A 24630-nucleotide genomic window follows, 5' to 3' on the forward strand; every position below is an offset into this window, starting at 1 on the left:
CAGAAGTCCCATTCAACTTGTTAATAGGATTGCGAAGCAAATACCAAACGATGGCCTATGCCTTGCGGTAGTCACCAACGCTGGGGACTTGGTCAAATGTATCAGGCCCAAAGTAACGTAAACTGACCAACGGTTCCCGATCCGTATTTTGGACCGTAAGCCCACGTTGGGCAGCTTCGTGAGTAATAAACACTTCGTCTTCCGTTTCATGACCGAAACGGATCATTGCTGGAGTTTGCAATTTCAACTTGCCAATCGTGCCACTGCCTTGGACCGTAATCCAACCACTTGCACCGGGGTCGTTTAAAGTGCAACTCGAACCGGGTTCCATCGTCAATTCACGAGCTGTAAACAGTTGTTTGCTGCCGACGGTTCCGTACACGATCCAGCGATCAATCCAGCCATCGCCCTCTGCCGCAATGATCGGTTCCAGATAATTGTTTTCTTTGAAGTGGGTGTCGATATTCTTTTCCCAATCGAGTTGCCCAATAATGAAGTCGAGGTCGTGGTGCTTGTCTTCCGGCATATCTTTGACCAACAGCGACCAGGGGACTTCCCGCCCTTCAACCAAGGATTGGAACATGCCAAAGACGTCGCTTCCCCACTGCGGTTCATAGGTGCAGAGCGAACCAGGAGCGTGGAGAACTCCGGGCGGAATCAGCCAGCCCGTACCGCGTTGAAGGCGATAGGCTTTGGAAAGATCAAGGATGCCATTGTCACCCCGATCCCAGGTCTCCAAGCATCGCCGTAGTTGGTCCTTCGTGGTTCCCGGTTCCAGCCCCATGAATGTGTAGGCAAAGTTGTTGTCCACGTTATTCATTTGAGGTGAGAAGTAGTAGCTCTCCGGCTTCCCTTCTTGTCCCACCAAGGCCGCATCTTCAGCCGACTGATGCATGTGATGAGGAATTGGCCCCATGTTGTCGAAGAACTTTGAATAGACGGGCCAACGTGAATACTTGTTGTACATGTCGGCGCCGATGATGCGGGCACCCATTTCTTCCACCGCATCTTTGAGGAGGAAATGTTGGTTTTCAAAAGTTACGAAGCTTAAGCCTTCGTGCCACACACGTCCTTCGTTGGTGGCTTCCGTCGTGCTGCCAAACCAACGTTCGTCAATTCCACCCCGATGTGCTCCATAGGCATACCAGTCGTGCGGATGAAGCTTGATTCGCTTGCCAGGGTGCAAAAAACTGCGAGGTACCCAGGTGGGCGTGAGTCGTAATAAGCCTTCGCCGGCGTCCATTGCCCGCTCTAATGCGGCGGCAACACTCGTGCCTTTTACAATGTTTGCGGATGTCATCTTTGCTCCTGTACTCACGAGACTGTGGGGACGCTTGGATGAAAGCGAGTCGCCGGACGAATTCAATGTTTTATTCGTTTTATTGCTCCCTGACAAGTAATCATAATTCCATGCCGGAAGCCCGGACGCGTGCTGGAAATTGTGACGCGAACCGCTTATAAGAAAGCCAGACTGATCACCGATCACTGGAAGCATTGTTTGATGGAGATGCCCTGATGGCTAAGCAAAGCTGGAAAATCATCGATGTGGATCAAAATGTCTATCTCGATTCCTTGCAGGTAAATCCAACTCAGGTCTCTGACGCCCCCGATTCGTTCAAGATTCGGAAATGGACGCACCGAGGTGGTTTGAGTGAAGGCGTCGATGAAATTCGAATTCACAACGGCCAGTTTGAGTTTTCAGTGCTGCCAACGCGCGGGATGGGGCTTTGGAAAGCATGGTGGAACGCCGATTTTGAATTGGGCTGGCAGTCACCTACGCGAGGGCCCGTGCATCCAAACTTTGTTCCGTTGATGGAACCGTCTGGATTGGGCTGGCTCGATGGCTTTGATGAATTGTTGTGTCGTTGCGGAGCCGAGAGCAATGGAGCGCCCGACTTTGATGAGCAAGGGCGCCTTACTTATCCCTTGCATGGACGATTGGCAAATCTGCCGGCTCAAGAAGTTAATGTTTCAGTCGATGGCGATCAGATCATTGTTCGCGGAGTCGTTAATGAGAAACGATTTCACTTTGCAAAGTTGCAACTCACGACAACGATTAAGACGCGGTTCGGACAACCGGGTTTAGAAATTCATGATGAGGTGCGAAACCTGTCAGCAACTGAAACTACGATGCAGATGCTTTATCACACGAATTTTGGCTCCCCCCTCTTGGGCGCAGGCGCCGAATTGATCTTGCCTGCTGAAGTTGTCGTGCCGCGTAACGAGTGGGCTGCTGAAGGGGTTGGGCATTGGTCGACTTATTCCGAGCCGAAGGCAGGCATGCCGGAGCGGGTTTACTTTTTCAAAATGCATGCGGATAGCAAGGGCGACACACAGGCGCTGTTGCGAAATGCCAATTCTTCTCGAGGCGTTTCGTTGCATTGGAATACAAAGCAATTGCCATGCTTCACGCAATGGAAAAATGAAACCGCGCTACAGGACGGATATGTCACAGGGCTCGAGCCGGGTACCAACTTTCCCAATCCTCGTAGCTTTGAAGAAGCTGAGGAGCGCGTTGTTAAATTACCGGGTGGCGGGTCTCATCAAATGGAACTTGGGATGACAGTCCATCCGGATGCGACATCGGTTCGTCAAGCCGAGGCCGCAGTCGCCAAGATTCAAGCAGGACGTCAGCCCAAGTTATACGAGGCACCGCAGCAGGGCTGGTGTGATATGTCCTAGCCGACTTGCCGCGCCGAAAGATTGCCAACTTTAGCAGAACTCGTTCGCGAAACCCGAGCCGATTTTTGCATCCTGTTGTTCGTTGCTGTCGCTGTTCCCGTTGGGTCAACGTCGTGGTCGATATCGAGTAACTCGGTCGCAAATAATATCGTAAATCGACCAGGTGTTGCCGTCAGGGCCCTGGAAAGGTTTGATCGTGAGTCGCCCTTCGATACTGATGGGTTCAGAGCGAAAGCGGGCGTCTTGACCCTCTGTCATTAGCACATTTAGCAAATGATCGGCTTGTCCGCCTGGTCCGAACTTGCATTCTGTGTTCTTTAACAGGACGAATTGCTTGATCCCTTTGGTTCGGGTGTCTGGTAGCATGTACCCACTAATGCGAATTCGTTTGCCGTCCAATTCTTTGACTCGGTCGGTCAACATGAAGGGGCGAAAAACCATGTCTTCCTGCATCGGTAGTTTGATGTCATCGAAGGAAATATCCACTACGTCGTTGTTCGATTTGGTTTGCGGATCGCTAGTGGTCGAGATCGGATTCGGTACGCTCTTGGCGTTTTGATCGCTGTTGGACCGTTCCGTTGATGCGTTACCTGAGGTCGCGTTCGGTGCCGCAACGGCTGCGCTGGTTTTAACGCCCTCGCCGCTTGAATTCGCAGCAGAACTCGTGGTGGAATTCTTGTCGCTTGGGGCCGACACCTTGATGCAGCCAACCGGGGTCAGGCAGAGGAGAAGAGCGATTGATCGCGTCATGTTGGCAGTTCGATTCATGCTTGGATCCTTGCCGCCGACAGTCGTAGCGACCGATTCGCTGCGAACTGTTAGCGGACGTAGTCCGCCTCAAGTTGATAGTAGACGCCGTCCAATCCTGAAACGGCCTTTTTGTAAGGAGACACTTTTAGAACTCCCGCCAATTTCACTTGAGAATAAGAGTAATCGACACGCAATGGGTCTTTCAATGTCACTTCGATCATGTCGGTCAGTTTTGGTTGACCCCCGAAGCAGCATGTCTTCATATCGGGGACAAGTACGAACTGTTTAATTCCTTTTCGACGCGTGACCCCAGGGTGAATATATCCCTTTACAAATACCAATTCTCCATTCAAATCCATTGCTGAACGTGGGATCGGTAGATTTGAGCCCGTCTCCGGTTGCAATTCCGAGAAATGGACGCGCGAGTAACCTTCCGGGACTTCCGTGGCATAGACGTAGCCGCTGTAGGCGGTTCCCGATACAAAGACGACAAGACAGAGTGCAAGTCCGATGCTCGCCATGCGAGCACCTGTGAGTTCGTCGCTTCTTCGACGTAATTGACGCAAGGCCCACAATCCCAGGCCGATACCGATCAGTGGCAGGAAAAGCAGGTTCGAAAAGAGGATTGCTGGAATCGAAATAATGCCCAGCACGAGCGTCGTCACGGCTGACATGCAAACTGCCCGATACTGGGCATATTCCGCGGAATTTGTGCGGTCGGAAGGGGTACCACTCATGAGTGTTGTTGGGGTCTCGAAGTTGCGGGAACTCAAAGTTGTGAGGTCTCTTAAGATTGAAAACGTATCAGTGGCAAACCAAGGACGAATCGATAAATTGCCAACAGGCTCAGGCCAGACAAGATAGGTACGCCCCAGAGCTGGAGTCGGTTCGGCTTCCAAATCGGAAATGGCTCCGAAACTGCCTGTTCAAAATCCGCTGACCCAGCGGGTGATTGGTTCGGCGATGAGGCGATTTTCAGTCCGGAAGCAGGGGGAGGAGTGACCCGATTGGCGACTGCGAGCTGCTCACTTGACAGCCGTTCGGTGACGGTTGAGGCTACGACCGGATTCGACGACTCGGTTGGCGAGACCACCTCGTCTTGGATGATTGTTTCGGATGGCGATGTTGAGCTGACTGTTTCGACCACTTCTGACTCGACCGTGGGAGGCGCGGCAGTTGTTTCCTTGGAGTCGGCTTTTGGTTTTGCTTCGGAGCCTTCACCGGATGCGTCGAAGGGGAAAAAAGTTTGTGCTCGCTTCACGGCATCTGGATCGATCTTCGATAACTCTTCGATTTGTTTCTTGGCTTCTGGAAGCGGGCAAGCACGTAGGAAATTGATCACGGGCACGCGCACCCAACTCGACTTTTCGTCGGCATCTTTGAACAGTTGCACGAGTCGTGGCATGGCCTCCCAGTCATTCCAGCGTGCTAGATCTGGGATGACCAAATCCGCGAGTTCGGGTCGGTCAAGCATGAATCGGAGTGATTTGACCAGTCTCGGTTTCTCGATCACGTCGGTCTCCGTGCCGTGAAAACGAATTGCCATGATCGCCGCATAGGTATCTGCGTATTCAGCTTTGGGGTTTTTTAGGAATTGTTCGTCAATCAAGTCCAATCCGGAGGGTCCCTTGAGAATGAGATAGCAGGCGATGAGAGCATCGAGACCTGCTTTATCTTTCCGTTCGTTTGACTGCATCATTGCTTTCAACAACGGTGCGTACTCTTCGGTGCCGCAGACTCCCAGCATGGTGAAATACAAGCGACGACGACTGGCGGGAACATCGGTATCCTTAATCCATTCGATGAGACGATCGACGTGCATTTTATCCTTCATGGCGATCAAATCGCTGTAGGGAGCATTTGCGAATTCGTCATACGCGTCTCGCGAGAGCATTTCATCTTCGTCTTCGAGATGTTCTTGAAAGAACAGCAAGCGACTGCCGTCTTTCGCTAATGTGGGGAGTGCTTGAATGTACTTTTCGGCTCGAGCGGACAATCTTAACGGTGTTGACCACATCAGTTGGGGAGGGTCAGTCCCCATCATCAAGTAGCTTTTGGTTTTGTCAGGTTCTCCGAAGTAGAGAACTTTAATTTTCTGGTCCTTCTTGACCCACTTGTCACCCTTGAGAATGGTTACGACACGGAAGGTGGCTTTGGGTAACGGCGCGTCGGGGTCGGTTGCCGCATCGGGAACGGGCGGCGCTTCAACTAATTGACCGATGACCACCACATCCATCGATTCGATTTCTTCGGTGAAGGTTTGGGAGACCGCGGAGCAGAAGGGGCAGGCCCGCAACGGAGCCGGTATTGTCAGGGCGATGGCTGCCAGCAGTAAAAAACTGAAATAACGCATGGTTTGACTCCGAGGAAATCGGCCATTGTTGGGCAAGGCTGGTTATGGGTTTGCCGTCAGCGCATCCGCGACGTCCGTACGGTACGCGGCCATCGCCGGCAAAAAGCCCACGATTACCGCCAATATCATCAGACTGGGAATCAAAATCCACTCCGTGGAAACGTTAATCTCCCCAAGCTTAGCTCCCCCTAAATATATCGGTTCATCGGTGAGCAAGGCCAGTAAATTTACGGGAGGTGCCAGATCGAATGGGCCGATGATCACCCCCGTTTCCGCCTCAATTCTAGGAGCCGCCGCTGCGATTAAGGCGTGGCCGCCTACCCAGCCCATGAGGCCGCCGCCGAGCGACAGGATGATCGATTCAAGCAGCACAACTGCCATCACGGTTCGACGACCTGCTCCTAAGGCTCGCATGATTGCAATTTCACGCCGCCGATCGCTCATGGAATTGTAGATGCTGACCAAAATGCTGATGCCCGAAACGACGCAAATCATGGCGGTCAGAATCAACAACACCTGCTGGAAAGGCTTCACGATGCGGTTGAACAGTGTTGTGATCTCACCGACAGGAAAAACGGCTTGAGCGACTGTACCTTCATTCACCATGTTGCTCAGCCCGCGAGTAATGATTGGGCTTGTTTTGACGAGGAGTGCGGTGACTTCACGTTGTTCGATCGGAAGTGGCGTGGTTTTCCGTTTCGCGGCGGGTAACGAGGGATCAACATTCTTTGTCAACTCGTCACTTTCGATCATTTCGGTTGTTTCAAAATTTTCATCGCTCTCAATATCCGCTGCGTCACTTTTTTCGAGATCGACCGCGACCACTGCTTCGGACTCTTGCTGGTCCGTGTCTTCTTCTTCAACCGGCAGCGCGTGACCGTCGAGCAGGTAGAAGCCTTCCATATTGACGAAGACGGCTCGGTCGTTGGGGGTGCCGGAGGACTTTAAAATTCCCACGATGTGAAACAAGTCCGGATGTTCTTCGCCTTCTGTTGAACCATGTGTGGCAGCGATTGTGTCACCGACTTGCAGGCCGGTGTCTCGTGCTACTTGGGCGCCCACAACGGCTTCGAAGAATCCGTGTTCGTCATTCCAGTATTCGAAGTTTCGACCTCCGGCAAACTCATATTGTTGGCCCGTGTCCTCATCGTACACATAGTCATTAAACATCTGAGGCGTCGTGCCGACCAAACGATATTGCTTGTAGTAATCACCCAGGCATACTGGAATCACTCGGTCAACATAGTCAGCCCATTTGCCTTGCTGACCATCGTCTCGCTGATCGGCGGGAAGAAACTCCTGGTAAAAATCGTAGGGAATGTTTTCGACTGGCTCACTCAAATAGAAGACCGTGTTAAGAACCAATTGAAGTCGGCCGCCTTTTGCGCCCAGGATCAAGTTGTAGCCAAGGCTGGCGTTGTTCCGAAACGATTCGGCAATAATGCCATGGATCAATAAGACCGCTACGACGAGCATCACCCCCAAGGCCATCGATAAAGCCGTTAAACCAGATGCCAATGATCTTCTTTGAACGCTTCGCCAAGCAATCTTCCACAGCGGCATGTCAATTCAGTCCCATGAATGTTGTAAAGTTGTGGGTCACAAGCGGCATCAAGTAACCGTTTCAAACTGTGGCGACGTACGGATGATTACCGCTATCGGTCAGCAATCGTGGCCACGACTCGATTAATCTGATCGAGTTGATCGACACGGTCGAATTGATCGGCAACCTCCATCGCGTGTGTTACTATCAGCAAGGAAACCTGCTCCGCTCGGCAACTCTCACGAATCAAATCAATCACGTGCTGTTGATTTCCCGGGTCGACGTTTGCAGTGGGCTCGTCGGCCAAAAGCAATTTGGGCCGATTGGCAAGCGAGCGGGCCACAGCCACTCGCTGTTGTTCTCCCACCGATAAAGCGTTCGATTTGTGTTGGAGTCGATGCTCTAAACCGACTTTTTTCAGCAGTTCACGAGCTCGTTTTTGATCTTTGCGGCCACGGGAGAAGGTCATTCCCAACATGACGTTCTCCAAGGCGGTGAAACCTGGCATGAGATTGAAGGTCTGAAAAACATAGCCAATTCGCTCTGCGCGAAATCGGTCCGATCCTGCCTCAGGCAGCCGTGTGATGTCGAGTCCGTCAATCGTCACAGATCCCGAATCGGGCCGACTGATGCCCGCGATCACATGTAACAACGTTGTCTTGCCGCCACCGCTGCGACCAATGAGCGCTGCTTGCTCGCCTTGCTCTAGCTCGAAACTCTCAATGTCTAAAACGGGAAGCAGATCGCCGCTCGGCTCGGTATATGATTTTTTTACATTTTTTAGTGCAAGCATCGTTTCTACTCGGAATTTGCCGAAGTTCAACGCGAATCAAAGGTTTTCTGGGCGATCGCTTCCACGCTATGAAGGCTTCACTGCGGACGGCCGGTTCGAGCCGCCGGGGCGGTTTTGGATGATTGGTCGGTGCCAAGCCTTCGGCCTGCGCGATCGGAATACCCGATAAGGCTAACCGCAGACAGCATCGACGAAAAGAGCAGCAGGTAGGGCTCGACTCCTCTACGGATCAGATCGTCGAGACGTTCACGAGATGGCTAGCGGCGGCGGCGCATTGCCTGTTGGATTTGACGTTGGCTGTCGGCCTTCTTCAGGACTTCTCTTTTGTCATGGAGCTTGCGGCCGCGGCAAAGACCCAGCAGGACTTTTGCACGGCCTGATTTGAAGTACATCTTCAAGGGGACCAAAGTCAGCCCTTTTTCATGAGCTTGCATCGCGAATTTGCTGATTTCACGGCGGTGAAGCAGCAGTTTTCGTGGTCGTTTGGGCTGATGATTCAGGTGGCTGGCTTCAAAGTATTCCGGGATGTCGGCACCGACTAGCCAGACTTCGCCTTCTCGAATTCGCCCATAGGATTCGTCGAGCGACATACGGCCATAGCGGAGGCTTTTCACTTCGCTCCCAGCTAATGCAATGCCACATTCCAGCGAATCTAACACCTGGAATTTGTGCCGTGCCTTGCGATTTTCGGATATCGACTTGATATTCGACTCTGGTTCGGCAGACTTTTTTTTCTTCTTGTCTTTCTTGGCCATTTCGAGCAATCGTTGATGTCGATTTAGAACTCCCGTTTCAATTATAATTTCTCCGCAACCTTCCAAGTAGGGTCCTAGGCTGAGGAAGCTGTGCGGTTCTTCGTCTGAACCTGGCTAGATTCTACTGCGCCCGGGCCGTTTTTTGCCTAATTCGGCCAGCTGGTGGGAGGGGATAGGTCTTCAATTCTCTATCGAAATTATGCCTCAATGAATGTTTACCTACTTGGATCCGTCGATTTTTGCCGTTGCTTAGCGCTGCAGGAACGGTTGGTTTACGAGTCAGGCGAGCGGTCTAGCGAGCGAGTTTCGTTGCTGATTTGCGAGCATCCGGCTGTGATTTCCATTGGTCGTTGCGGGTCGCGGGGCCATGTGGGCTTCAGTGACCGGGAGTTGGAAAGTCGCCGTATTCCGATTCGTTGGGTCGGCCGTGGCGGCGGTGCAGTTCTTCACGCTCCGGGGCAATTGGCCGTTTATCCCATTGTTTCACTCGATCGGTCGATCTGGTCGGTGGGTGAATATCTAAGACGTTTTCGGTCTGGTGTGATCGAGGCTTGTCGGATGGCCGGGCTTTCCACCCGGGTAGGCGAAAACTTGACCGTTTGGGGGCGAACGGGTGCTCTGGGCACGATCGGAGTGGCGATTCGTTACGGCGTCACGATGCACGGATTATGGCTGAATTTGAATCCTGACATGTATCTAACAAAGCGAATCGATAGTTTGGCCTATTTGCAGGCGGGTCGGGCCACGGATGCAGGAAAGCCCCATCTGAGCAGTCTCCTGTCGGAAACGGGGCGACCGGCTAAAATGGCTCGGGTGCGGGCCGCCTTCCTGGATGCCCTGCCCACCGCGTTTTCAGCTGAAAAAGTTCACGTCCACACTGGTCACCCTCTTCTGCAAACGGACTCGTCAAACAAGTGAGCGAAGCACCTGCGTTACCTGATCTTCCGATCGTTGATTCCTCGGCTTCTGGGTCCGACCCGGACACGGTGCGACGACTGCCTCGTTGGTTGAAACGCCAGATTCCGCTGGGGAATTCAGATCATCAAACCGCGCGGTTGTTGGAGGAGTTGAATTTAGAGACGGTGTGTGACAATGCAAAATGCCCCAATCGCATGGAGTGCTACTCGCAAAAAACTGCCACCTTTATGGTTCTGGGCAATGTTTGCACGCGCGCATGCAGCTTTTGCGCCGTCTCCCGCGGTGCGCCCGACCAACCCGCAGAGGATGAGCCTGATCGTCTCGCAGAGGCTTCCGCACGTCTGGGACTCAAGCACGTCGTGATCACTTCGGTCACGCGAGATGATCTTCCTGATGGGGGTGCGGAGCATTTTCGCCGTTGCGTGCAGGCTGTTCGTGAGCGGACTGGCGCGACGGTCGAAGTACTGACTCCTGACTTTATCGATTCCCCCGAGGCGATTCAAGCGATTGTTGACGCGAAGCCCGAAGTCTTTAATCACAACACGGAAACGGTTCCTCGGTTGTATCGCAAGGTTCGCGGAGCGAAGTCAGATTATCGCTGGACACTCGAGTTGTTACGGGAGATTAAACGTCGTGATCCGGAGATCAAAACCAAGAGCGGTTTGATGCTTGGTCTCGGGGAAACACGGCAGGAAATCTACGATGTTTTGGCCGACCTGCGAGATGCCGAATGCGATTTCTTGACGTTGGGCCAATATCTTCAGCCGCATCTCGACCGGTTATTACCGGTGGTTCGTTATTTGTCGCCGGAGGAGTTTGAAGAATTGGGCCAAGCGGCCAAAGCGATGGGCTTTGTACAGGTCGCCAGCGGGCCGTTCGTGCGAAGCAGCTACCATGCTCGCGAAATGGCCGACGCCAACTAGTGCCAGTTCCAACGACCCCTGGGTCGTTAGCCAGCGAGTTTGCATCACCGAGGTCAACGGGCTATCCGAGCATCCTGTGGAGATAGACGTGCAAGCTGTGTTGAGGTAAGTGGTGTGAGAGTGGGACACGAACAGAGGGCGTTGCGTGCAGCGGTCTGTCAGATGCTCGATCGGGTAACTCGAGCTGTTCCTTTCGATAAACCGTTCGCTGATCGGGACGATCAAAATCGACAAGCCAAAGCTTGTCCCGATTGGCGTGCAGATTTTTAAGGCTGATGATTCGATGGAAGATTTTCGCAAGCAATATGGATCTTTACCTCGTTTAGAACGATCAGAGCTCAACAGTGACCCAATTGGGCAATTTCGTACTTGGTTCGATCAAGCAACCGAGTTCGTGTCAGTGGATTGGTTTGAATCCAATGCGATGACCCTTGCCACCTCATCTAAAACCGGAGAGGTGACAGCACGTATCGTGTTGCTCAAGGGGATCGATTCAGACGGCCTCGTGTTTTACACGAATTACGATTCTCAAAAGGGAATGCAGTTGGCGGAAAATCCACGCGCGGCGGCCGTGTTGTTTTGGCCTCACCTGGAACGTCAAGTTCGTGTGGAGGGAAACGTCGAACGTGTTTCACGCGAGATGTCTGAGCGGTATTTCCACTCTCGACCACGCGGAAGTCAAATTGGCGCCGCTATTTCCAAACAGTCAAAAATGATTGAAACAGCGGAGGAGTTGGAGCAACGTGTTGAGAAAATGGAGCAGCAGTACGCCGGCCAACCGATTCCGCTGCCGGATGACTGGGGCGGTTTTCGTCTGAGGCCGAATCGATTTGAATTTTGGCAGGGTCGGGAAAACCGTTTGCATGTTCGTTTTGCTTATGAACGAGTGGGTTCCAACTGGAGCATCAGTCGGCTTTCGCCGTGACCCCCGATATGGCCGACGCGTTTGCCCAGCGACTATCTCCTTTTTTCTCGGCGGGATGAATTTTGACTGTGCCGAATACGTAAAGCAGTTGGCTGATGCCGGTTGGTGCGGTTGGGTCCTGGAACAATCATTTTTTTTCAGGGTCTCTTCTTTTTTTTGGCGCAGCACTTGCGTCTATCTCTCTGTCAACAGTCGTGGTGAACTCAAAACTCCGTATTGTTCGAGGAAACACCTGAGAAAGAAAGAAAACAACGCATCGGTAGAGGGTGATTCGTTGTAACTTTTTCGAAATCGAGGGTGAACTTTGCAGAGTGACGCGCACCACTAGTTGAACCTTTGGGTACTGACACGAAGTCGGGCCAGGCGTTAACGAAAAGATATCCCAAGGAAGGGGAGAATGACTCATGGATGGATCAATGCTTGTTGCGGCAGGAACGGCCGTAATCGGTTCAATGGGAATCATGGAGTCGGTCATGCATGGCCGGTTCCTGCGGAAAATTCCCATACGAATTCACGTTAATGGGACACGGGGTAAATCGGGCGTCACTCGTCTGATTGCCGCCGGATTGCGAGCTGGAGGGATTCGCACTTGCGCGAAGACGACGGGTACTCTGCCCCGGATGATTTTTCCGGATGGGAGTGAGTACCCCGTCTTTCGCTCTGCTCGGGCGAACGTGATCGAACAGCTACGTATTGTTCGTGCTGCAGCTCGAGCCGAAGCGGATGCACTCGTGATCGAATGCATGGCGTTGCAACCTGCTTTGCAATCTCTTTGCGAATTGAAAATTATTCAGGCCACGCACGGTGTTATTACAAACGCGCGAGCGGATCATCTCGATGTCATGGGACCGACGGTCGATGATGTTGCTCGATCTCTGGCTGGGACCATACCTGTTGGCGCCAAGATGTACACGGCAGAGCAGCGCCATCTTTCCGTATTCCGCCAGGTGGCGGCAGATCGCCGATGCAAAGTGGTGGAGGTCGACGATGACGATGTGGCACAGGTCACTTGGGATGAATTAGAACAGTTTCCATACATCGAGCATCCGGACAACGTTGCTTTGGCCTTGCGCGTTTGTCGGGACTTGGGGGTCGATCGACAGGCTGCCCTGGTGGGCATGTGGGAGGCGCAGCCTGACCCGGGCGTGATGACCGTGTACCGAGCTCAGGACGGTGGATCTCCCATTACGTTTATTAACGGATTTGCGGCGAATGATCCCGAGTCAACGGGCAAGATCTGGGAAATGGTGTTAGCGCGGTTCGGCGGGCGGTGCCGTCACATCGCGGTCGTTAATTGCCGTTCTGATCGACCCGATCGCTCTCGTCAGTTGGCAGAAGCTTGCTTGAATTGGACGCCAGCACATCACTATCTGGTGGTTGGATCCGCGACGGAACTGTTTGCAAAGCGAGCCGTGGAACTCGGCTTGAGTAAACAGCAGATGACTTGTGTCGAGAACACAAAGCGACCGCAATTAATCCAATCGCTTCGTCGGGTCACCGGCGCTAACGCCCTGGTGATGGGGATGGGAAATATTTCCGGGCCTGGAATGGATCTTGTGCAACATTACCGAGCCCAGACGGTAATGACTCCCTCGAATCAACCCGTTCTGCGGAAGGTGGCCTGATGGATACGCTTACTGTTTCGATTGCGATTGGATTGATTGTTAGCCTGCTGTTTACCGAAATGTTCGGCTTGTCGGCGGGGGGCATGATTGTGCCTGGTTATCTGGCATTACAGCTTCATCAACCAATCGCCGTATTGGTGACTTTGCTGACCGCTGGTCTGACTTTTGTTGTTGTGAAATTGTTTTCACGGTACGCGATCGTCTACGGACGTCGCCGCATTGTGATGATGATCTTGGTGGGATTTCTGATCGGATCTGCAATACGCGGACTGCCTCTGTTAGTTGTCGGATCGCTCTGCGATCAGGGTTGGATTAACGACTGCTTTTGCGTGATCGGATTTATTATTCCTGGATTGATTGCACTTTGGATGGATCGACAAGGTTGGGTTGAGACGTTGTCACCCCTGTTGACCTCTTCGGTCGTTGTTCGATTGGTACTAATTCTGATGGGAATGGAGATCATGGTATGAAGAGCGTTTATTGGAAGCCGCAAAAGATCTCACGAAGCGTGTTGTTGAGCGTGGGCGTCCTGTCAATTCTGGGTTGGACTTTGGTCGAACTCTGTCCTAATCCAGATCCGCATGAAATAACGAAGCATCTGGCCGTCATTCGAGCGAAAGAGCTGATGGGAGTGATCAAGCAGGAGCGGTTGAGACGCAATATTCCAATTCACGCATCATTCGACGTGAGCCGAAGTGGGCTAGTCGGTAGCCCGATGACGATGATCACCAGTCGTCCAGCGAACTTGCAATCCAAGCAAACTTCGGTGAATCTAAATTTTGCCGCCGTGGTGGTGGACATGTTGAGTCGAGCCGGTGTGGCAGCGGGGGATACGGTGGCCGTTGGGTGGTCCGGATCCTTTCCTGCCTTCAATCTGGCGGTTTGTGCTGCCATTGAAGCGATGGAACTACGTCCTGTGATCATTGCCAGCGGGACGTCTTCTCAGTATGGGGCAAACGATCCGGATTTTATGTGGGTCGATATGGAAACGACCCTGTTCCGTCAAGCGAATCTCGAATTTGCTTCGGCGGCCGTCTCCATCGGTGGCGGAGCTGATCGAGGTCTGGGGATGTCGGCCGAGTCGATCGCGATGGTGAAAACGGCCATCCTCCGCAACCAACTCCCCGTGTTGGAATCTGCGAATCGAAAGCAGGCGATCGATCGTAGAATGGAGCTCTATCAGCATTTGGCTGATGGGCATCGGATTGCCGCATACATTAACGTGGGAGGCGGCGTTGCTTCAAGCGGTGGTGAAAAAGGCAAGCATTTGTTTAAGGCCGGTTTGAATCGACAAGTTGCGCGACAAGCGTTGAAGGTCGATTCGGTGATGTCTCGTTTCGCCACGAACGATTGTCCCATAATACATTTAGTTGAGGCTCGTGAGCTGGCAGCTCGGTTTGCCCTGCCTATCGGACCCACCTCGATTTCGACAGTCGGTGCGGGTCGTGCCTTCTCGAGTACAACTTACAATCGCTGGCTTGCCGCGGGTGTGCTGTGCGTAATTGTGTTTACGCTGCGCAGCTATCTGCTCTCACCGCTGGGGCATTGGGTGCATGCCTGGCTCAAGTCATTGTGGACCAGCGGTCAGCCTCGTTTGCGAGTGGTGGGTGAGAAGCTTGTCGATCAGAAGGTCGATCTTCAGACGGAACCCCAATTGATGGCCTGAGAGGCTACTGTGTAGAAGATGCAGACGCCTCCTTCGCAGAGGCGATCGTTGAACCTGTACTCACCCTGTGGTTGCAGAGTTCGTTTTTTTGCCTACACGCAACACGCCTAACGGGGGTATTTCGGCCGATGGTTGTTCGAGGATTTGTGGTGATCGAGCTGTTCTTCATGCACAGAGCTTTCGTCCTGTGATTCTCGCGTCTCGTCACCGTGGTAACCGGCGTCGATCAGATTTCCCAAGTTCTGATCGCCATCGATTCGTGGTTTCGGATTTATCTCCACGCCAAACTCGTCGAATTGCGGGGCTCGCTTGCGGTGGCCATTTGTCTGCGATCTGCAGATCGTGTCGATAAGCGTTACCAACACCTTGAGGTTGGCTACCTGCCCAACAGGAATTCGGATCCAGCCAATATTCCGGTTTAGTTCGGCGATTTTGACGTAGTTTTTTTCGTCGATCGAGATGTCCGCAACTTGGTGCCAGCTAAGGTGTCTGACGCCAATTTGAATTCCTTCTGAACTGATCACCAATCGTCGCCCAAATCGTACCATGTATCCGGCGTCATACGAGTCTTTAATCAGCGGCAACAGTCGTTTGGATAGTTCGTCCTCGATGCGTCGTCCAAGTCCTCGAATCCCTTCGTAGCGGTCGAGTCTTAGGCGATGTCCATTCCGGCTGACAATCCGATAGGTCCAGTGGGTGGGTTCCGCCGATGTCAGTTTTGAAAATGGGAGCCAATGCCAGCCATATACAGGGGCTTGATACAGCTCTCGCATTTGATTCCAAACGAAAAAATTCGAATGGCCACCCGTGGTGATAAGTAGCCCTTGTTGGTGGAGATCAACTTTTCGTGGAATGCGATTGCGTTGAAGCAGAACGAGTGCCAAGGCCGAACTGCAAAAACCAACGACCAGCAGTAATCGGCTGAGTGGATTGCTGAACTGGCCGGAAAGACCAGCGACCCATGCGAACGCACTTACGATTGCTGCCATCAACGGCCCCAGTCGTGTACGACGGATGCCATGGTAGGTTGCAATTCGTTGCCCGAATTCGAGGTTCGATTTATCAAGCCGATCGGACATCCTGGTCCACTTTCGACGTCAGTAATTTCGTGGAAGGGAAGCGACTTCTACCGTGAAGCCATCGAGAGACGCATGCAGTATTATGGTTTAAGTCGCTACTGCGAAGATAGATCAATGTTTGGGTATTTATACAGGTCTGTTCACGGCCTGAGAAGGATTGGAAATGCCGAATTCTCGTACTTGATTCCATCAACATGGATCTTGTTGTACGCGGTCCGCGCCTCCCGCTGCCCGGAGAAACTGTTTGGGGGGGCACTTCTTGCAGTCGTTGGGCGGCAAGGGTGCCAATCAGGCTGTAGCTGCTGCTCGACTTGGAAATCACGAAGTGTTTTTGGTCGGAGCCGTCGGCGACGACGATTTTGGACAGGCGGCCCAAAATAGGTTCCGACAGGAATCGATTCAGTTGGCCCACTTGAGCGTCGTTCCATCTGCCAGCACAGGAGTTGCTGTGATCATCGTGGACCAGGCTGGTGAAAACTGCATTAGCGTTGCTTCGGGGGCAAATCTGGAAATATCAGCCGAAATCATTGAACGCCTCCCAGATCAACTGTTCCAGGAGGCAACGGTCTGTCTCGCGTGTTTAGAGTCTCCGCTTGAGGCTGTGGCTGCTTTTCTGAGACGTGGCCATGATTGCGGTGCTATCACCATGCTCAATCCGGCGCCCGTCCCAGTCGATGGGTCTGAACGACTGCGCTCTTGTTTACCCCTTGTCGATATGGTGACTCCCAATCAGATGGAAGCGAGGCCGCTCGTGGAGGGTGTGGCTGCTGATTCCATTCAAAGTGCGAGAGCCATTTTGGAATTGGGGTGCAAGCGGTCGTCGTTACTCAGGGTGCCGCGGGTTGTTGGCTTGCGACCAACTCGAAACAGTTTCGATTCCCGGCCATGTGGTGCCAGTGGTCGATACCACGGCCGCCGGGGATGCCTTCAACGGCGCGCTTGCGGTTTGACTGGCCAGTGGTGACTCACTGGATGCGGCTGTCGCTTGGGCGAATCGGGCCGCGGCTGTGTCGGTGATGCGTGCGAGGGCACAGTCGTCGTTGCCAACAATCACGGAAATCGCGGAAAAAATTCCTGATAGTTAACGGCCCAGAGAATCTTGGGTTGCTGCCGAGGTCACAAAAGTTGTGAATCGTCGCTCTAGAATTTCCAGCTCCTTGAGCATCCAACAGTTCAAGGAGGCGACCGAATGCTGCGATAACAGCTCGTGTTCTGTCGGGATTTTGCTCGTAAGGCAGGATTGGGGAGCGTTAATTTGTTTTGGCCAGCTCTTCATTTCGCGTGTCCTCAGCGAGAAGTCTTCCAGTAGCACGAGTCCTCCTATCCGGTAGCAATTGCCATGCCAAGCGATGGTGCGATCGCCTGTAAGATGTTTTGTGAGAACAGGTTGTGGTTTTCAGGGCCTTCCGCCTCGTCGACTGGCTTGTTGCAAAAAGGGGCGGTTGTTGCCGGTGAGGATCATCCTGCTGCCCGAACGCAACGTCGCACGCTTGAGAAGAAATAGAAAATCTTTTCGCCACTCTTCCAATAACCCGTCAACTCCCGCGAATAACAGAGTAGGGCGATCAGTTAATGCAATTTCGTTACCTGTCGAAACGTTTCAACACAGCGACATTCGGGAGTAGAACCATGATCAAGAGAGTATTGATTGGCGGAAGCGTGGTGCTTCTGTTGATGGGATTTTTGTTTGGGCGAGATGGGGTCAGCTATGTGCGGACCAGTGTGGGTTGTGTGAAGCAGTCCGTTACGGATAGCGTGCCTGTCGAATTCCAGATTGAACGGGCACGCAAGATGATCCACGACATTGATCCGGAGGTTCGACGAAATAAACATCTCATTGTCAAAGAAGAAGTTGCTCTGGAGCAATTGACCGAACGACTTAGCAAAATGGACGCAAATCAGAAAAAGGAAAAGAGTAACCTGATGAGAATGCAGTCTTCCGTCGAGACGGGCGACAGTCACATCTATTTTGCGGGTCAGCAGTATACGTCTGGCCAAGTAAAGCGTGACATGGCGAATCGATTCGAGCGTTACAAGACGAACGATGAGACGTTGTTTAACTTGAGACGCGTGCTAAATGCTCGCCAGAAAAGTCTCACATCCGCTCGTAGCGAGTTGGAGCAGATGTTGGCATCGCGAGGGCAATTAGTTGCGGAAGTCGCCAAATTGGAAGCGCGTCAAAAAATGGTTGAGGTGGCGGAAACCTCCAGTGAATTCAATCTCGATGGAAGTGTATTGGCTCGTACGAAGCAATTAGTACGTGATATTGAAACGCGTCTGGATGTCACGGAACGGTTGCTGACAGCAAATCTTCATTATGCCGAAGAAATCCCGCTTGATGGGCCGGAGTCCGAAGATGTTTCTCAGCAGGTGGCTGAGTATTTCTCAACGAGTGATCCTGAAGTCGAGTCCATTGCCGCAGAGGTTAACACGGATTCGACCAACTTCTAGTGATTCTTGAAGCCGACGGTGCAGAAGGGAAGCCGCACCGTCGAACCGTTCGCTGTTTTCTTAAATGCTCGGTAAGATATCAGAAAGGAGTCATCTTTGTGAGCGACACAACAGTGGCTCCAAGTCCAAAACGCCAAGCGCAGGAAACGAGGATGACACGAAGGCAGCCAAGGCCTCGATTTATGATGTGGGTCGACGGAGTCGGCGGGTATCTCGTCTGCATGTCGGATGAGATTGTCATTGGCCAAGCGATTGATCAGCCAGGTGCTGACCTACCAATCATTGGTGATATCTCGCGTCGACACGCAGTGATCCAGCGGCAAGGTGAAAGTTATTTGATTCGAGCTGAGGCCTCCACGCGAGTGGCAGGTCGAGAAGTCACGGAGGTTCGGACGTTGACTGACGGAGACGAAATTGAATTCGGTGCCAGCTTTCGAGTTCGTTTCCGACAACCTCATCCGTTGAGTGCAACGAGTCGTTTAGATTTTCTCAGTGGACATCGAAGCCAACCGGCGTCCGATGGCATGCTATTGATGGCCAATTCGTGCATTCTCGGACCTGGTCCAAACAGTCACGTGGTCTGTCGTGCTTGGAGTGAGGATTTGGTGCTCGTTCGACAGGGGCAACAATTGCGTTGTCACGGTCGACAGATGCTTGAAATTGATGGACAGGAAGTGGGGCGAAAAGGTGAAATCACGCTCGATTCTCGCATAACCGGTGAGGATTTTTGTCTGAGTCTCGAGCGATTCGACTAGAATAAATGCGAATCGAGTCGATGGAACCGGACCCAAGTTTTCGTCTCGGGTCGGTGTGGAAAAGATCGGGCGAATGGATCCGGATACGTTCAAGTGCTATCAACCAGGGTCGTGATGAGAACAGGACGAGACGAGTTAGACGGGGGTAACGATCTCGTGAATCAACCGATGGAAAATCCTGCAAGCATGCTGAAACGAGATGGCGACGGCCCTTCAATGAGGGATCGTCGACCGTTGAAGTTTGCATACGCTAGTGGGTCACAGCCGCTGGAAGGCTACACGATAAAACGCGGTATCGGAGTTGGCGGATTCGGGGATGTGTATTACGCCACGAGTGATGCGGGCAAAGAAGTAGCCCTGAAACGGATTCAGCGTAATTTGGATGTCGAATTGCGTGGCGTGAAGCAGTGTCTCAATTTGAAGCATTCTAATCTGGTCGCTCTATTCGATATTCGCTACGACGCTCAGGATCAAGCTTGGGTTGTAATGGAATATGTGTCGGGAGAGAGTCTTGGCGAGGTAATCGAGCGGAACCCGAACGGGATGCCTGTTGATGAAATACAGAAATGGTTTCGGGGCATTGCCGATGGCGTTGGCTATTTGCATGATCATGGGATTGTGCATCGTGATCTAAAGCCGGGAAACATTTTTATTGACCAAACGACCGTCAAGATCGGCGACTATGGTCTTTCTAAGTTTATCTCCTGCAGTCGTCGCAGTGGCCAGACGGAGAGTGTGGGTACCTTCCATTACATGGCACCAGAGATTGGACTTGGTAGATATGGTAAAGAAATCGATGTCTACGCTCTCGGAGTCTTGCTCTATGAAATGTTGACGGGTCGCGTTCCGTTTGAAGGTGAAAGCAGTCAAGAGATCATCATGAAGCATCTTACGGCGGAGCCTAACTTGCAATGTTTGGAACCGCAGCAGCGAAAGCTCGTTGGCAAGGCGCTTTCCAAAGACCCCGCCAAACGCTACCAATCAGTGAAGCAAATGTGCGTTGAACTCGAGAGGGGATTGGGAAAGGTGGCAGCATCGGGCGACGGGGTGCGAGCTCCGCTGCAAGATCAGCCCTGCATCGTCGCAGAACATGTAGCCGATGATCCGTCAGCTGATCGAGCTTCGGAGTCAGCCTTTCCCGAAGAGCCCATTGGCAAGTTTGTCAGAGGACGACTGCAAGGTTGGAAACAAAAATTGCAGGAGTTCGAAAGCAATTCGCCACTTTTCATCCTGGGGGTTGTCGGGGTTGTTTTGCTTCTGGTCTTGAGCGGTGTGGTGCCCTTATTGTTCGCGTTGGCTGTGGCCTACTGCGTCTACTATTTGTTCTGGTTTCTGATGGTTTCCTTGACAAGAGGAAAACAAAAGCCGACGAGTCCGCTAATGGATCAATCAGTCGATCAAGCTCGCCAAAGCCCCACCCGTCCTGTCATCAGCCCTCAACGGCGTAGGCGTAGGCGCGTTATTACGAAACAATTCGTCGACGAACGATATCGAGATCGACTGCGGCAAAAAGGTCTTCTGGTCCGCGCCTCGGAATTGTCAGGATCCATGCTGATGGCCGTGGTTGTCTGTGTTGTGTTGAGCCTATTGATGATGGTGATTGGCAGTCGAAATATCGATGCGAGTTTTTACCGTTGGGGTCCGTTGTACGTCTGGCAGTGTCTCACCAGTATTGTTGGGGCTTGGAGTGTTTTGTTCCTTGCAAAGTTCTGGGAAAGCGGAAACGGCGATCATGCACTTCGACGATTCAGCATGCTTTCCGTCGGTTTGTTTGTCGGTTTGTTTGCAGCCGGGCTGGCTGGATTCCTGATTTTGGAGCCCCATTACCTGGGTTCTTGGGAGGGTCTGCGCGATGCGATTGGTGCTGAGTTTCCATCCCTGTATGATGCAACGGGCAGTCCCCGATTGCTCGCTTACTTAGGATACTTTGGTATCTTGTTCCTAATGCTTCGCTGGTGGGTCAACGCCGATCCATTACGGGGATCTCGACTCAGTGTTTTTACGATCTTTTTCACGATGGTAGCTGCTTTGTTGCTTTATGCCGTCCTGCCAATCCCCAGGGGCTGCATGGTTGCGGTGACGATCGTGGTCGCCGTTCAATTTTCGGCGCCTTGGCTGAACAACCGACAAAGAAAACAGTTGCACGAGGAATTGGTCAAAAGCAGCGAGACATAGTTTCGCCGGCGCGAAAACTGTAGAACCGACTAACTGCTCGCTCCAGATTCATGTGGTAGACCCTGAGGGTAAGTAGAGGAGCCCCAACTGATGAACCTGTCCTTCTTGTTGATCGTTCTGCTCTTCGCGGCGGCCTTGTTGCTGGCTGTCACCTTATTCGCCATCGCGTTTTTTTTGCCGAGAACACGTTTTGCTGCAATGGGTCTCCTATTGGTCATGGCGGGCGGCAGTACCGTCATCGTTCTGAGTAGCTCGTTTTTAATGCTTCGCCCCTTTTCCGATCGCGGCCTGATTCAAGACGAAATTAGATCCGCGCAGTCCCGGCCTACGGAAGTGGAATTTGAGTCGGAATTGGGGGCTGTTGTTGATTCTTCAGGAGGATCCACGAAAGCTGAAATCTCGACGCCGGCTGACATGGATCTAGCTGTACTTCATGAGGGGGAAGATCTGACCGATGCTTCCCAACCCGCCGGCGTTGTGCAGGTTATCCATGCCCAAGTCGCAGGGGGGCAAGATACTGAAACAGTCAACTCGATTCGAGCTGAGTTGCCCACTTGGGTCAAAACTCCGCCGACAATCATTGCTGGACGTCCGGCCATCGTTGTTGTTTCCGACAAATACGAAACGGTTGGCGAATGTGAAGAGAACTTGAGAAACCTAGTAGAATCAGAGCTGCAGGAATACGTGTTGGGGCAGTTGAGAGACGCTCAGGGTTTCGTGGGTGCAGTGGCCTTAGAACCGGCCGATCTGCGGAGATTTTCGAAGGATAGGTTTGTCGAGGTAGTGGAGACGAGCGTTGGTCCTATGCAACAGATTCACCAGTTGCTGGTCTTCGATGCTGATTTTGATCGCGAGATACAGGATCGCATGCGACAAGTGATTGTTGGTGATCGGTTGTCGAAAACGGGGTTCGTGTCGGGGGCTGCTTTCGTGCTGCTTGCGGCCACATTTGGCTTCTTGAGAATCTCGAATCGTTCGAACGGTAAATCATCCTGTTGAAGAATGTTCCTGCGGTTGCCATACTTGATGAACAAACGTGACAGGACATCAAGGTGAGAAGTTTTTTTTCGCTTCGTCTGACTGAGACAAAAAACTATGTCTGATGCGAATCAAGCCGACGCGATGCTGGTAGAACGGATTCGTGCCGGTGACACGGAAGCTTGGGGCGAACTGATCAATCGTTACGAAGGGCGTCTGTTGGCTTTTTCGGAAAGTCGCTTGAGGAAAAGGGACGTCAGCGAAGACATTGTTCAGGAGGCCTTTATCGGTTTTCTTAACAGTTTGCCGAACTACGATGGCAAACGGCCACTGGAGAGTTATCTCTTCACGATCTGTGCTTACAAGCTGACGGATCATCTCCGGCGAGAAGGTCGTCGGCCAACAGTCTCCTTGTCAAGCACGGCGAGTGCGAGTGGTGGTGACTGGCAGATTCCCGGCCGATCTCGCCCCGCCAGTAGTATCGCGCGCAGTGGCGAGCGACAACGGATCGAAGAGAACTCCTTGATGGAAGCATTGACCGAGCAAATTGAGCATTGGTGTCGACGCGACGATTGGACGAAGATCAAGTGCATGGAGCTGTTATTCGTTCGTGGTCGTGGTAACAAAGAGGTTGCAACGTCACTTCAGATTACCGAGCAGCAAGTCGCGAATTACAAGTTTGATTTTTTGGCCCGTCTGCGAAATCGGTTGCGAACGCAAGGCTTGCCTCAAGAGATCTTTCCGGAACTCTATGAGTGATCCGATTCGTCGTTCTAATAAATCCTTGACGCAGACGCGTGGAATAACAATCGTGGAATAACAATGGCACGCGAATTCACTGAAGCCGAGCTTGAATCTTATCTCGATGAAGCGTTAACGGCGGCCGAAATGTCCGATATCGAAGCGGCACTTCGCGAAAGCGAAGAAATTGCCGTTCGCCTCCGTTCCATTCACGGCAGGCGAGATGCGGGGGTTCATTCTTTAGGTGAAATCTGGCGCCGTCATCGCGTCAGTTGCCCAGATCGAGAGCAATTGGGAAGCTACTTACTACAGGTGTTGGATGCGAATCAGCAGGAATTTGTTCGCTTTCATCTGGAGGAAATTGGCTGTCGTTATTGCAATGCCAACCTCGAAGATCTACAAGCTCGTCAGCAAGAAATCGAATCCGCCACGCAAAATCGTCGTCGTCGCTACTTCCAATCGACCGCCGGTTATTTTGAAAAAGAGCAGTAGCGCTCGTTCATTGACCGGCTATTTTCGAGGGATGCCTTGTCATGATTCGTTCGTTGCTGCTGGTTAGTTTGCTCGTCGTATGCAGATTGTCCCAGGTCGTTGCTGAGGAGCCGGTGTCGATTAATGCTCCCAAAGGTTATTCGTCTCGGGCGGCTGTTATGGCTGCTGTTGCAATCGGTTCACTCAAATTGGTTAAGAATGATGAGCCATTGCCGGAGGGAGTGCAGGAGCAAACGGATATCGAGTATGGAAATGTCGACGGACATTCATTGCTTTTGGATCTGTATCGACCTCAGGAATCCAGTCAACCGACTCCTGGACTGATTTTCATCCATGGCGGAGCCTGGTCAGGGGGCGAACGGACGGTGTACCGCTACTACACCACCCGGTTTGCTGAGCGCGGTTTTGCAGCGGCGACGATCACCTACCGATTGTCAGGTCAAGCCAACTTTCCAGCGGCCGTACATGATGCAAAATGTGCCGTGCGATGGATGAGAGCCCATGCTGAGAAATACAACATTGATCCGGACCGTATTGCCGTGATCGGCGGTTCGGCGGGCGGGCATCTTGCCATGATGGTTGGCTATACCGAAAACGGAGAAATGGAGGGCAATGGAGGTCATCAAGGAGTGAGCAGTCGCGTTGGAGCGGTCGTTAATTTCTATGGCCCGGTCGATCTGACAACCGAAGAGGGGAAAGGTGCCGGAGCAGTGCGCGATTTCTTGGGTGGACCGTTTGATGAGATGCCGCTTCAGTACAAGGCCGCTTCACCCATCTCTCATTTGGACAAGGATGATCCGCCCACTCTCATTGTGCATGGTACGCTGGATCAAACCGTTTCTATTCAGCAGGCTGATTTGCTAGCCGATAAGCTCAAGCAAGTGTCGGTTGATCATTCGTATGAGCGACTGGAAGGTTGGCCCCATACGCTTGACGCAGCTGAATCGGTCAATAACTATTGCCAGCAGGTGATGTTGGCCTTCTTTCAGAAACAGTTGAAAGCGGCTGCCGAATAGCAAGCATCGT

The 24630-nt window shown here is 52.4% G+C and carries 23 protein-coding genes; 15 read left to right on the plus strand and 8 right to left on the minus strand.

Annotated elements, in window-relative coordinates; all coding sequences use genetic code 11:
• Positions 1–55: 55 nt before the first annotated feature.
• Positions 56–1300, minus strand: coding sequence for a hypothetical protein (locus P8N76_13410; GenBank protein ID MDG2382661.1), 1245 nt, complete (start codon positions 1298–1300; stop codon positions 56–58).
• 215 nt (positions 1301–1515) lie between these two features.
• On the opposite strand from P8N76_13410, the gene P8N76_13415 reads away from it, so the two are divergent.
• A complete protein-coding gene (locus P8N76_13415) occupies positions 1516–2682 on the plus strand; it encodes an aldose 1-epimerase family protein (protein ID MDG2382662.1) in 1167 nt (388 codons plus the stop codon).
• A gap of 105 nt (positions 2683–2787) precedes the next feature.
• Here the strand turns inward: P8N76_13415 and P8N76_13420 are convergent, their stop codons facing one another.
• From P8N76_13420 to smpB, 6 genes are all read right to left on the minus strand, one after another.
• The gene (locus P8N76_13420) at positions 2788–3450 is read right to left on the minus strand and encodes a DUF3299 domain-containing protein (GenBank protein ID MDG2382663.1); all 663 of its coding nucleotides are present in this window, start codon (positions 3448–3450) and stop codon (positions 2788–2790) included.
• A 50-nt stretch (positions 3451–3500) separates the two neighbouring features.
• On the minus strand, positions 3501–4169 hold the full coding sequence (locus P8N76_13425; GenBank protein ID MDG2382664.1) for a DUF4190 domain-containing protein: 669 nt from the start codon (positions 4167–4169) through the stop codon (positions 3501–3503).
• Positions 4170–4219: 50 nt separating this feature from the next.
• A complete protein-coding gene (locus tag P8N76_13430) occupies positions 4220–5785 on the minus strand; it encodes a hypothetical protein (protein ID MDG2382665.1) in 1566 nt (521 codons plus the stop codon).
• Between the two features lie 42 nt (positions 5786–5827).
• On the minus strand, positions 5828–7303 hold the full coding sequence (locus P8N76_13435) for an ABC transporter permease (GenBank protein ID MDG2382666.1): 1476 nt from the start codon (positions 7301–7303) through the stop codon (positions 5828–5830).
• A 137-nt stretch (positions 7304–7440) separates the two neighbouring features.
• Positions 7441–8121 (minus strand): ABC transporter ATP-binding protein, encoded by a 681-nt coding sequence (locus tag P8N76_13440; protein MDG2382667.1) that lies wholly within the window; start codon positions 8119–8121, stop codon positions 7441–7443.
• Positions 8122–8378: 257 nt separating this feature from the next.
• Complete coding sequence (gene smpB / locus P8N76_13445; protein ID MDG2382668.1) at positions 8379–8876, minus strand: SsrA-binding protein SmpB; 498 nt, start codon at positions 8874–8876, stop codon at positions 8379–8381.
• 207 nt (positions 8877–9083) lie between these two features.
• Between smpB and P8N76_13450 the strand changes: the two genes are divergently transcribed.
• From P8N76_13450 to pgsW, 6 genes are all read left to right on the plus strand, one after another.
• Complete coding sequence (locus tag P8N76_13450) at positions 9084–9794, plus strand: hypothetical protein (protein MDG2382669.1); 711 nt, start codon at positions 9084–9086, stop codon at positions 9792–9794.
• Positions 9791–10717, plus strand: a complete 927-nt coding sequence (gene lipA / locus P8N76_13455; GenBank protein MDG2382670.1) for a lipoyl synthase — start codon at positions 9791–9793, stop codon at positions 10715–10717. Before P8N76_13450 ends, lipA begins: the two co-directional genes overlap by 4 nt.
• A gap of 283 nt (positions 10718–11000) precedes the next feature.
• Positions 11001–11642, plus strand: a complete 642-nt coding sequence (gene pdxH, locus P8N76_13460; protein MDG2382671.1) for a pyridoxamine 5'-phosphate oxidase — start codon at positions 11001–11003, stop codon at positions 11640–11642.
• A gap of 404 nt (positions 11643–12046) precedes the next feature.
• On the plus strand, positions 12047–13267 hold the full coding sequence (gene pgsB / locus P8N76_13465; GenBank protein MDG2382672.1) for a poly-gamma-glutamate synthase PgsB: 1221 nt from the start codon (positions 12047–12049) through the stop codon (positions 13265–13267).
• Entirely contained in the window at positions 13267–13737 is a 471-nt protein-coding gene (gene pgsC, locus P8N76_13470; GenBank protein MDG2382673.1) for a poly-gamma-glutamate biosynthesis protein PgsC, read from the plus strand. The genes pgsB and pgsC overlap by 1 nt, the downstream gene beginning before the upstream one ends.
• On the plus strand, positions 13734–14933 hold the full coding sequence (pgsW, locus tag P8N76_13475; protein MDG2382674.1) for a poly-gamma-glutamate system protein: 1200 nt from the start codon (positions 13734–13736) through the stop codon (positions 14931–14933). Before pgsC ends, pgsW begins: the two co-directional genes overlap by 4 nt.
• Before the next feature lie 107 nt (positions 14934–15040).
• Here the strand turns inward: pgsW and P8N76_13480 are convergent, their stop codons facing one another.
• On the minus strand, positions 15041–16012 hold the full coding sequence (locus P8N76_13480; protein ID MDG2382675.1) for a hypothetical protein: 972 nt from the start codon (positions 16010–16012) through the stop codon (positions 15041–15043).
• A 244-nt stretch (positions 16013–16256) separates the two neighbouring features.
• Here P8N76_13480 and P8N76_13485 point away from each other — a divergent pair, with 244 nt between their 5' ends.
• The 8 genes from P8N76_13485 to P8N76_13520 all read left to right on the plus strand — a co-directional run bounded on the left by P8N76_13485 (position 16257) and on the right by P8N76_13520 (position 24620).
• Positions 16257–16976, plus strand: a complete 720-nt coding sequence (locus P8N76_13485; protein ID MDG2382676.1) for a PfkB family carbohydrate kinase — start codon at positions 16257–16259, stop codon at positions 16974–16976.
• A gap of 665 nt (positions 16977–17641) precedes the next feature.
• The gene (locus P8N76_13490; GenBank protein ID MDG2382677.1) at positions 17642–18463 is read left to right on the plus strand and encodes a hypothetical protein; all 822 of its coding nucleotides are present in this window, start codon (positions 17642–17644) and stop codon (positions 18461–18463) included.
• A gap of 152 nt (positions 18464–18615) precedes the next feature.
• Complete coding sequence (locus P8N76_13495; GenBank protein ID MDG2382678.1) at positions 18616–19218, plus strand: FHA domain-containing protein; 603 nt, start codon at positions 18616–18618, stop codon at positions 19216–19218.
• 114 nt (positions 19219–19332) lie between these two features.
• Positions 19333–21393 carry a serine/threonine-protein kinase gene (locus P8N76_13500; GenBank protein MDG2382679.1) on the plus strand — a complete coding sequence of 687 codons (2061 nt, stop codon included), beginning with the start codon at positions 19333–19335 and terminating at the stop codon, positions 21391–21393.
• A 90-nt stretch (positions 21394–21483) separates the two neighbouring features.
• Complete coding sequence (locus tag P8N76_13505; GenBank protein ID MDG2382680.1) at positions 21484–22392, plus strand: hypothetical protein; 909 nt, start codon at positions 21484–21486, stop codon at positions 22390–22392.
• Between the two features lie 96 nt (positions 22393–22488).
• Complete coding sequence (locus P8N76_13510) at positions 22489–23130, plus strand: sigma-70 family RNA polymerase sigma factor (protein MDG2382681.1); 642 nt, start codon at positions 22489–22491, stop codon at positions 23128–23130.
• A gap of 63 nt (positions 23131–23193) precedes the next feature.
• The gene (locus P8N76_13515) at positions 23194–23604 is read left to right on the plus strand and encodes a hypothetical protein (protein ID MDG2382682.1); all 411 of its coding nucleotides are present in this window, start codon (positions 23194–23196) and stop codon (positions 23602–23604) included.
• A 41-nt stretch (positions 23605–23645) separates the two neighbouring features.
• Positions 23646–24620, plus strand: coding sequence for an alpha/beta hydrolase (locus P8N76_13520; GenBank protein MDG2382683.1), 975 nt, complete (start codon positions 23646–23648; stop codon positions 24618–24620).
• Positions 24621–24630 lie beyond the last annotated feature (10 nt).

The organism is Pirellulaceae bacterium (genome assembly GCA_029243025.1).
Classification (GTDB): domain Bacteria; phylum Planctomycetota; class Planctomycetia; order Pirellulales; family Pirellulaceae.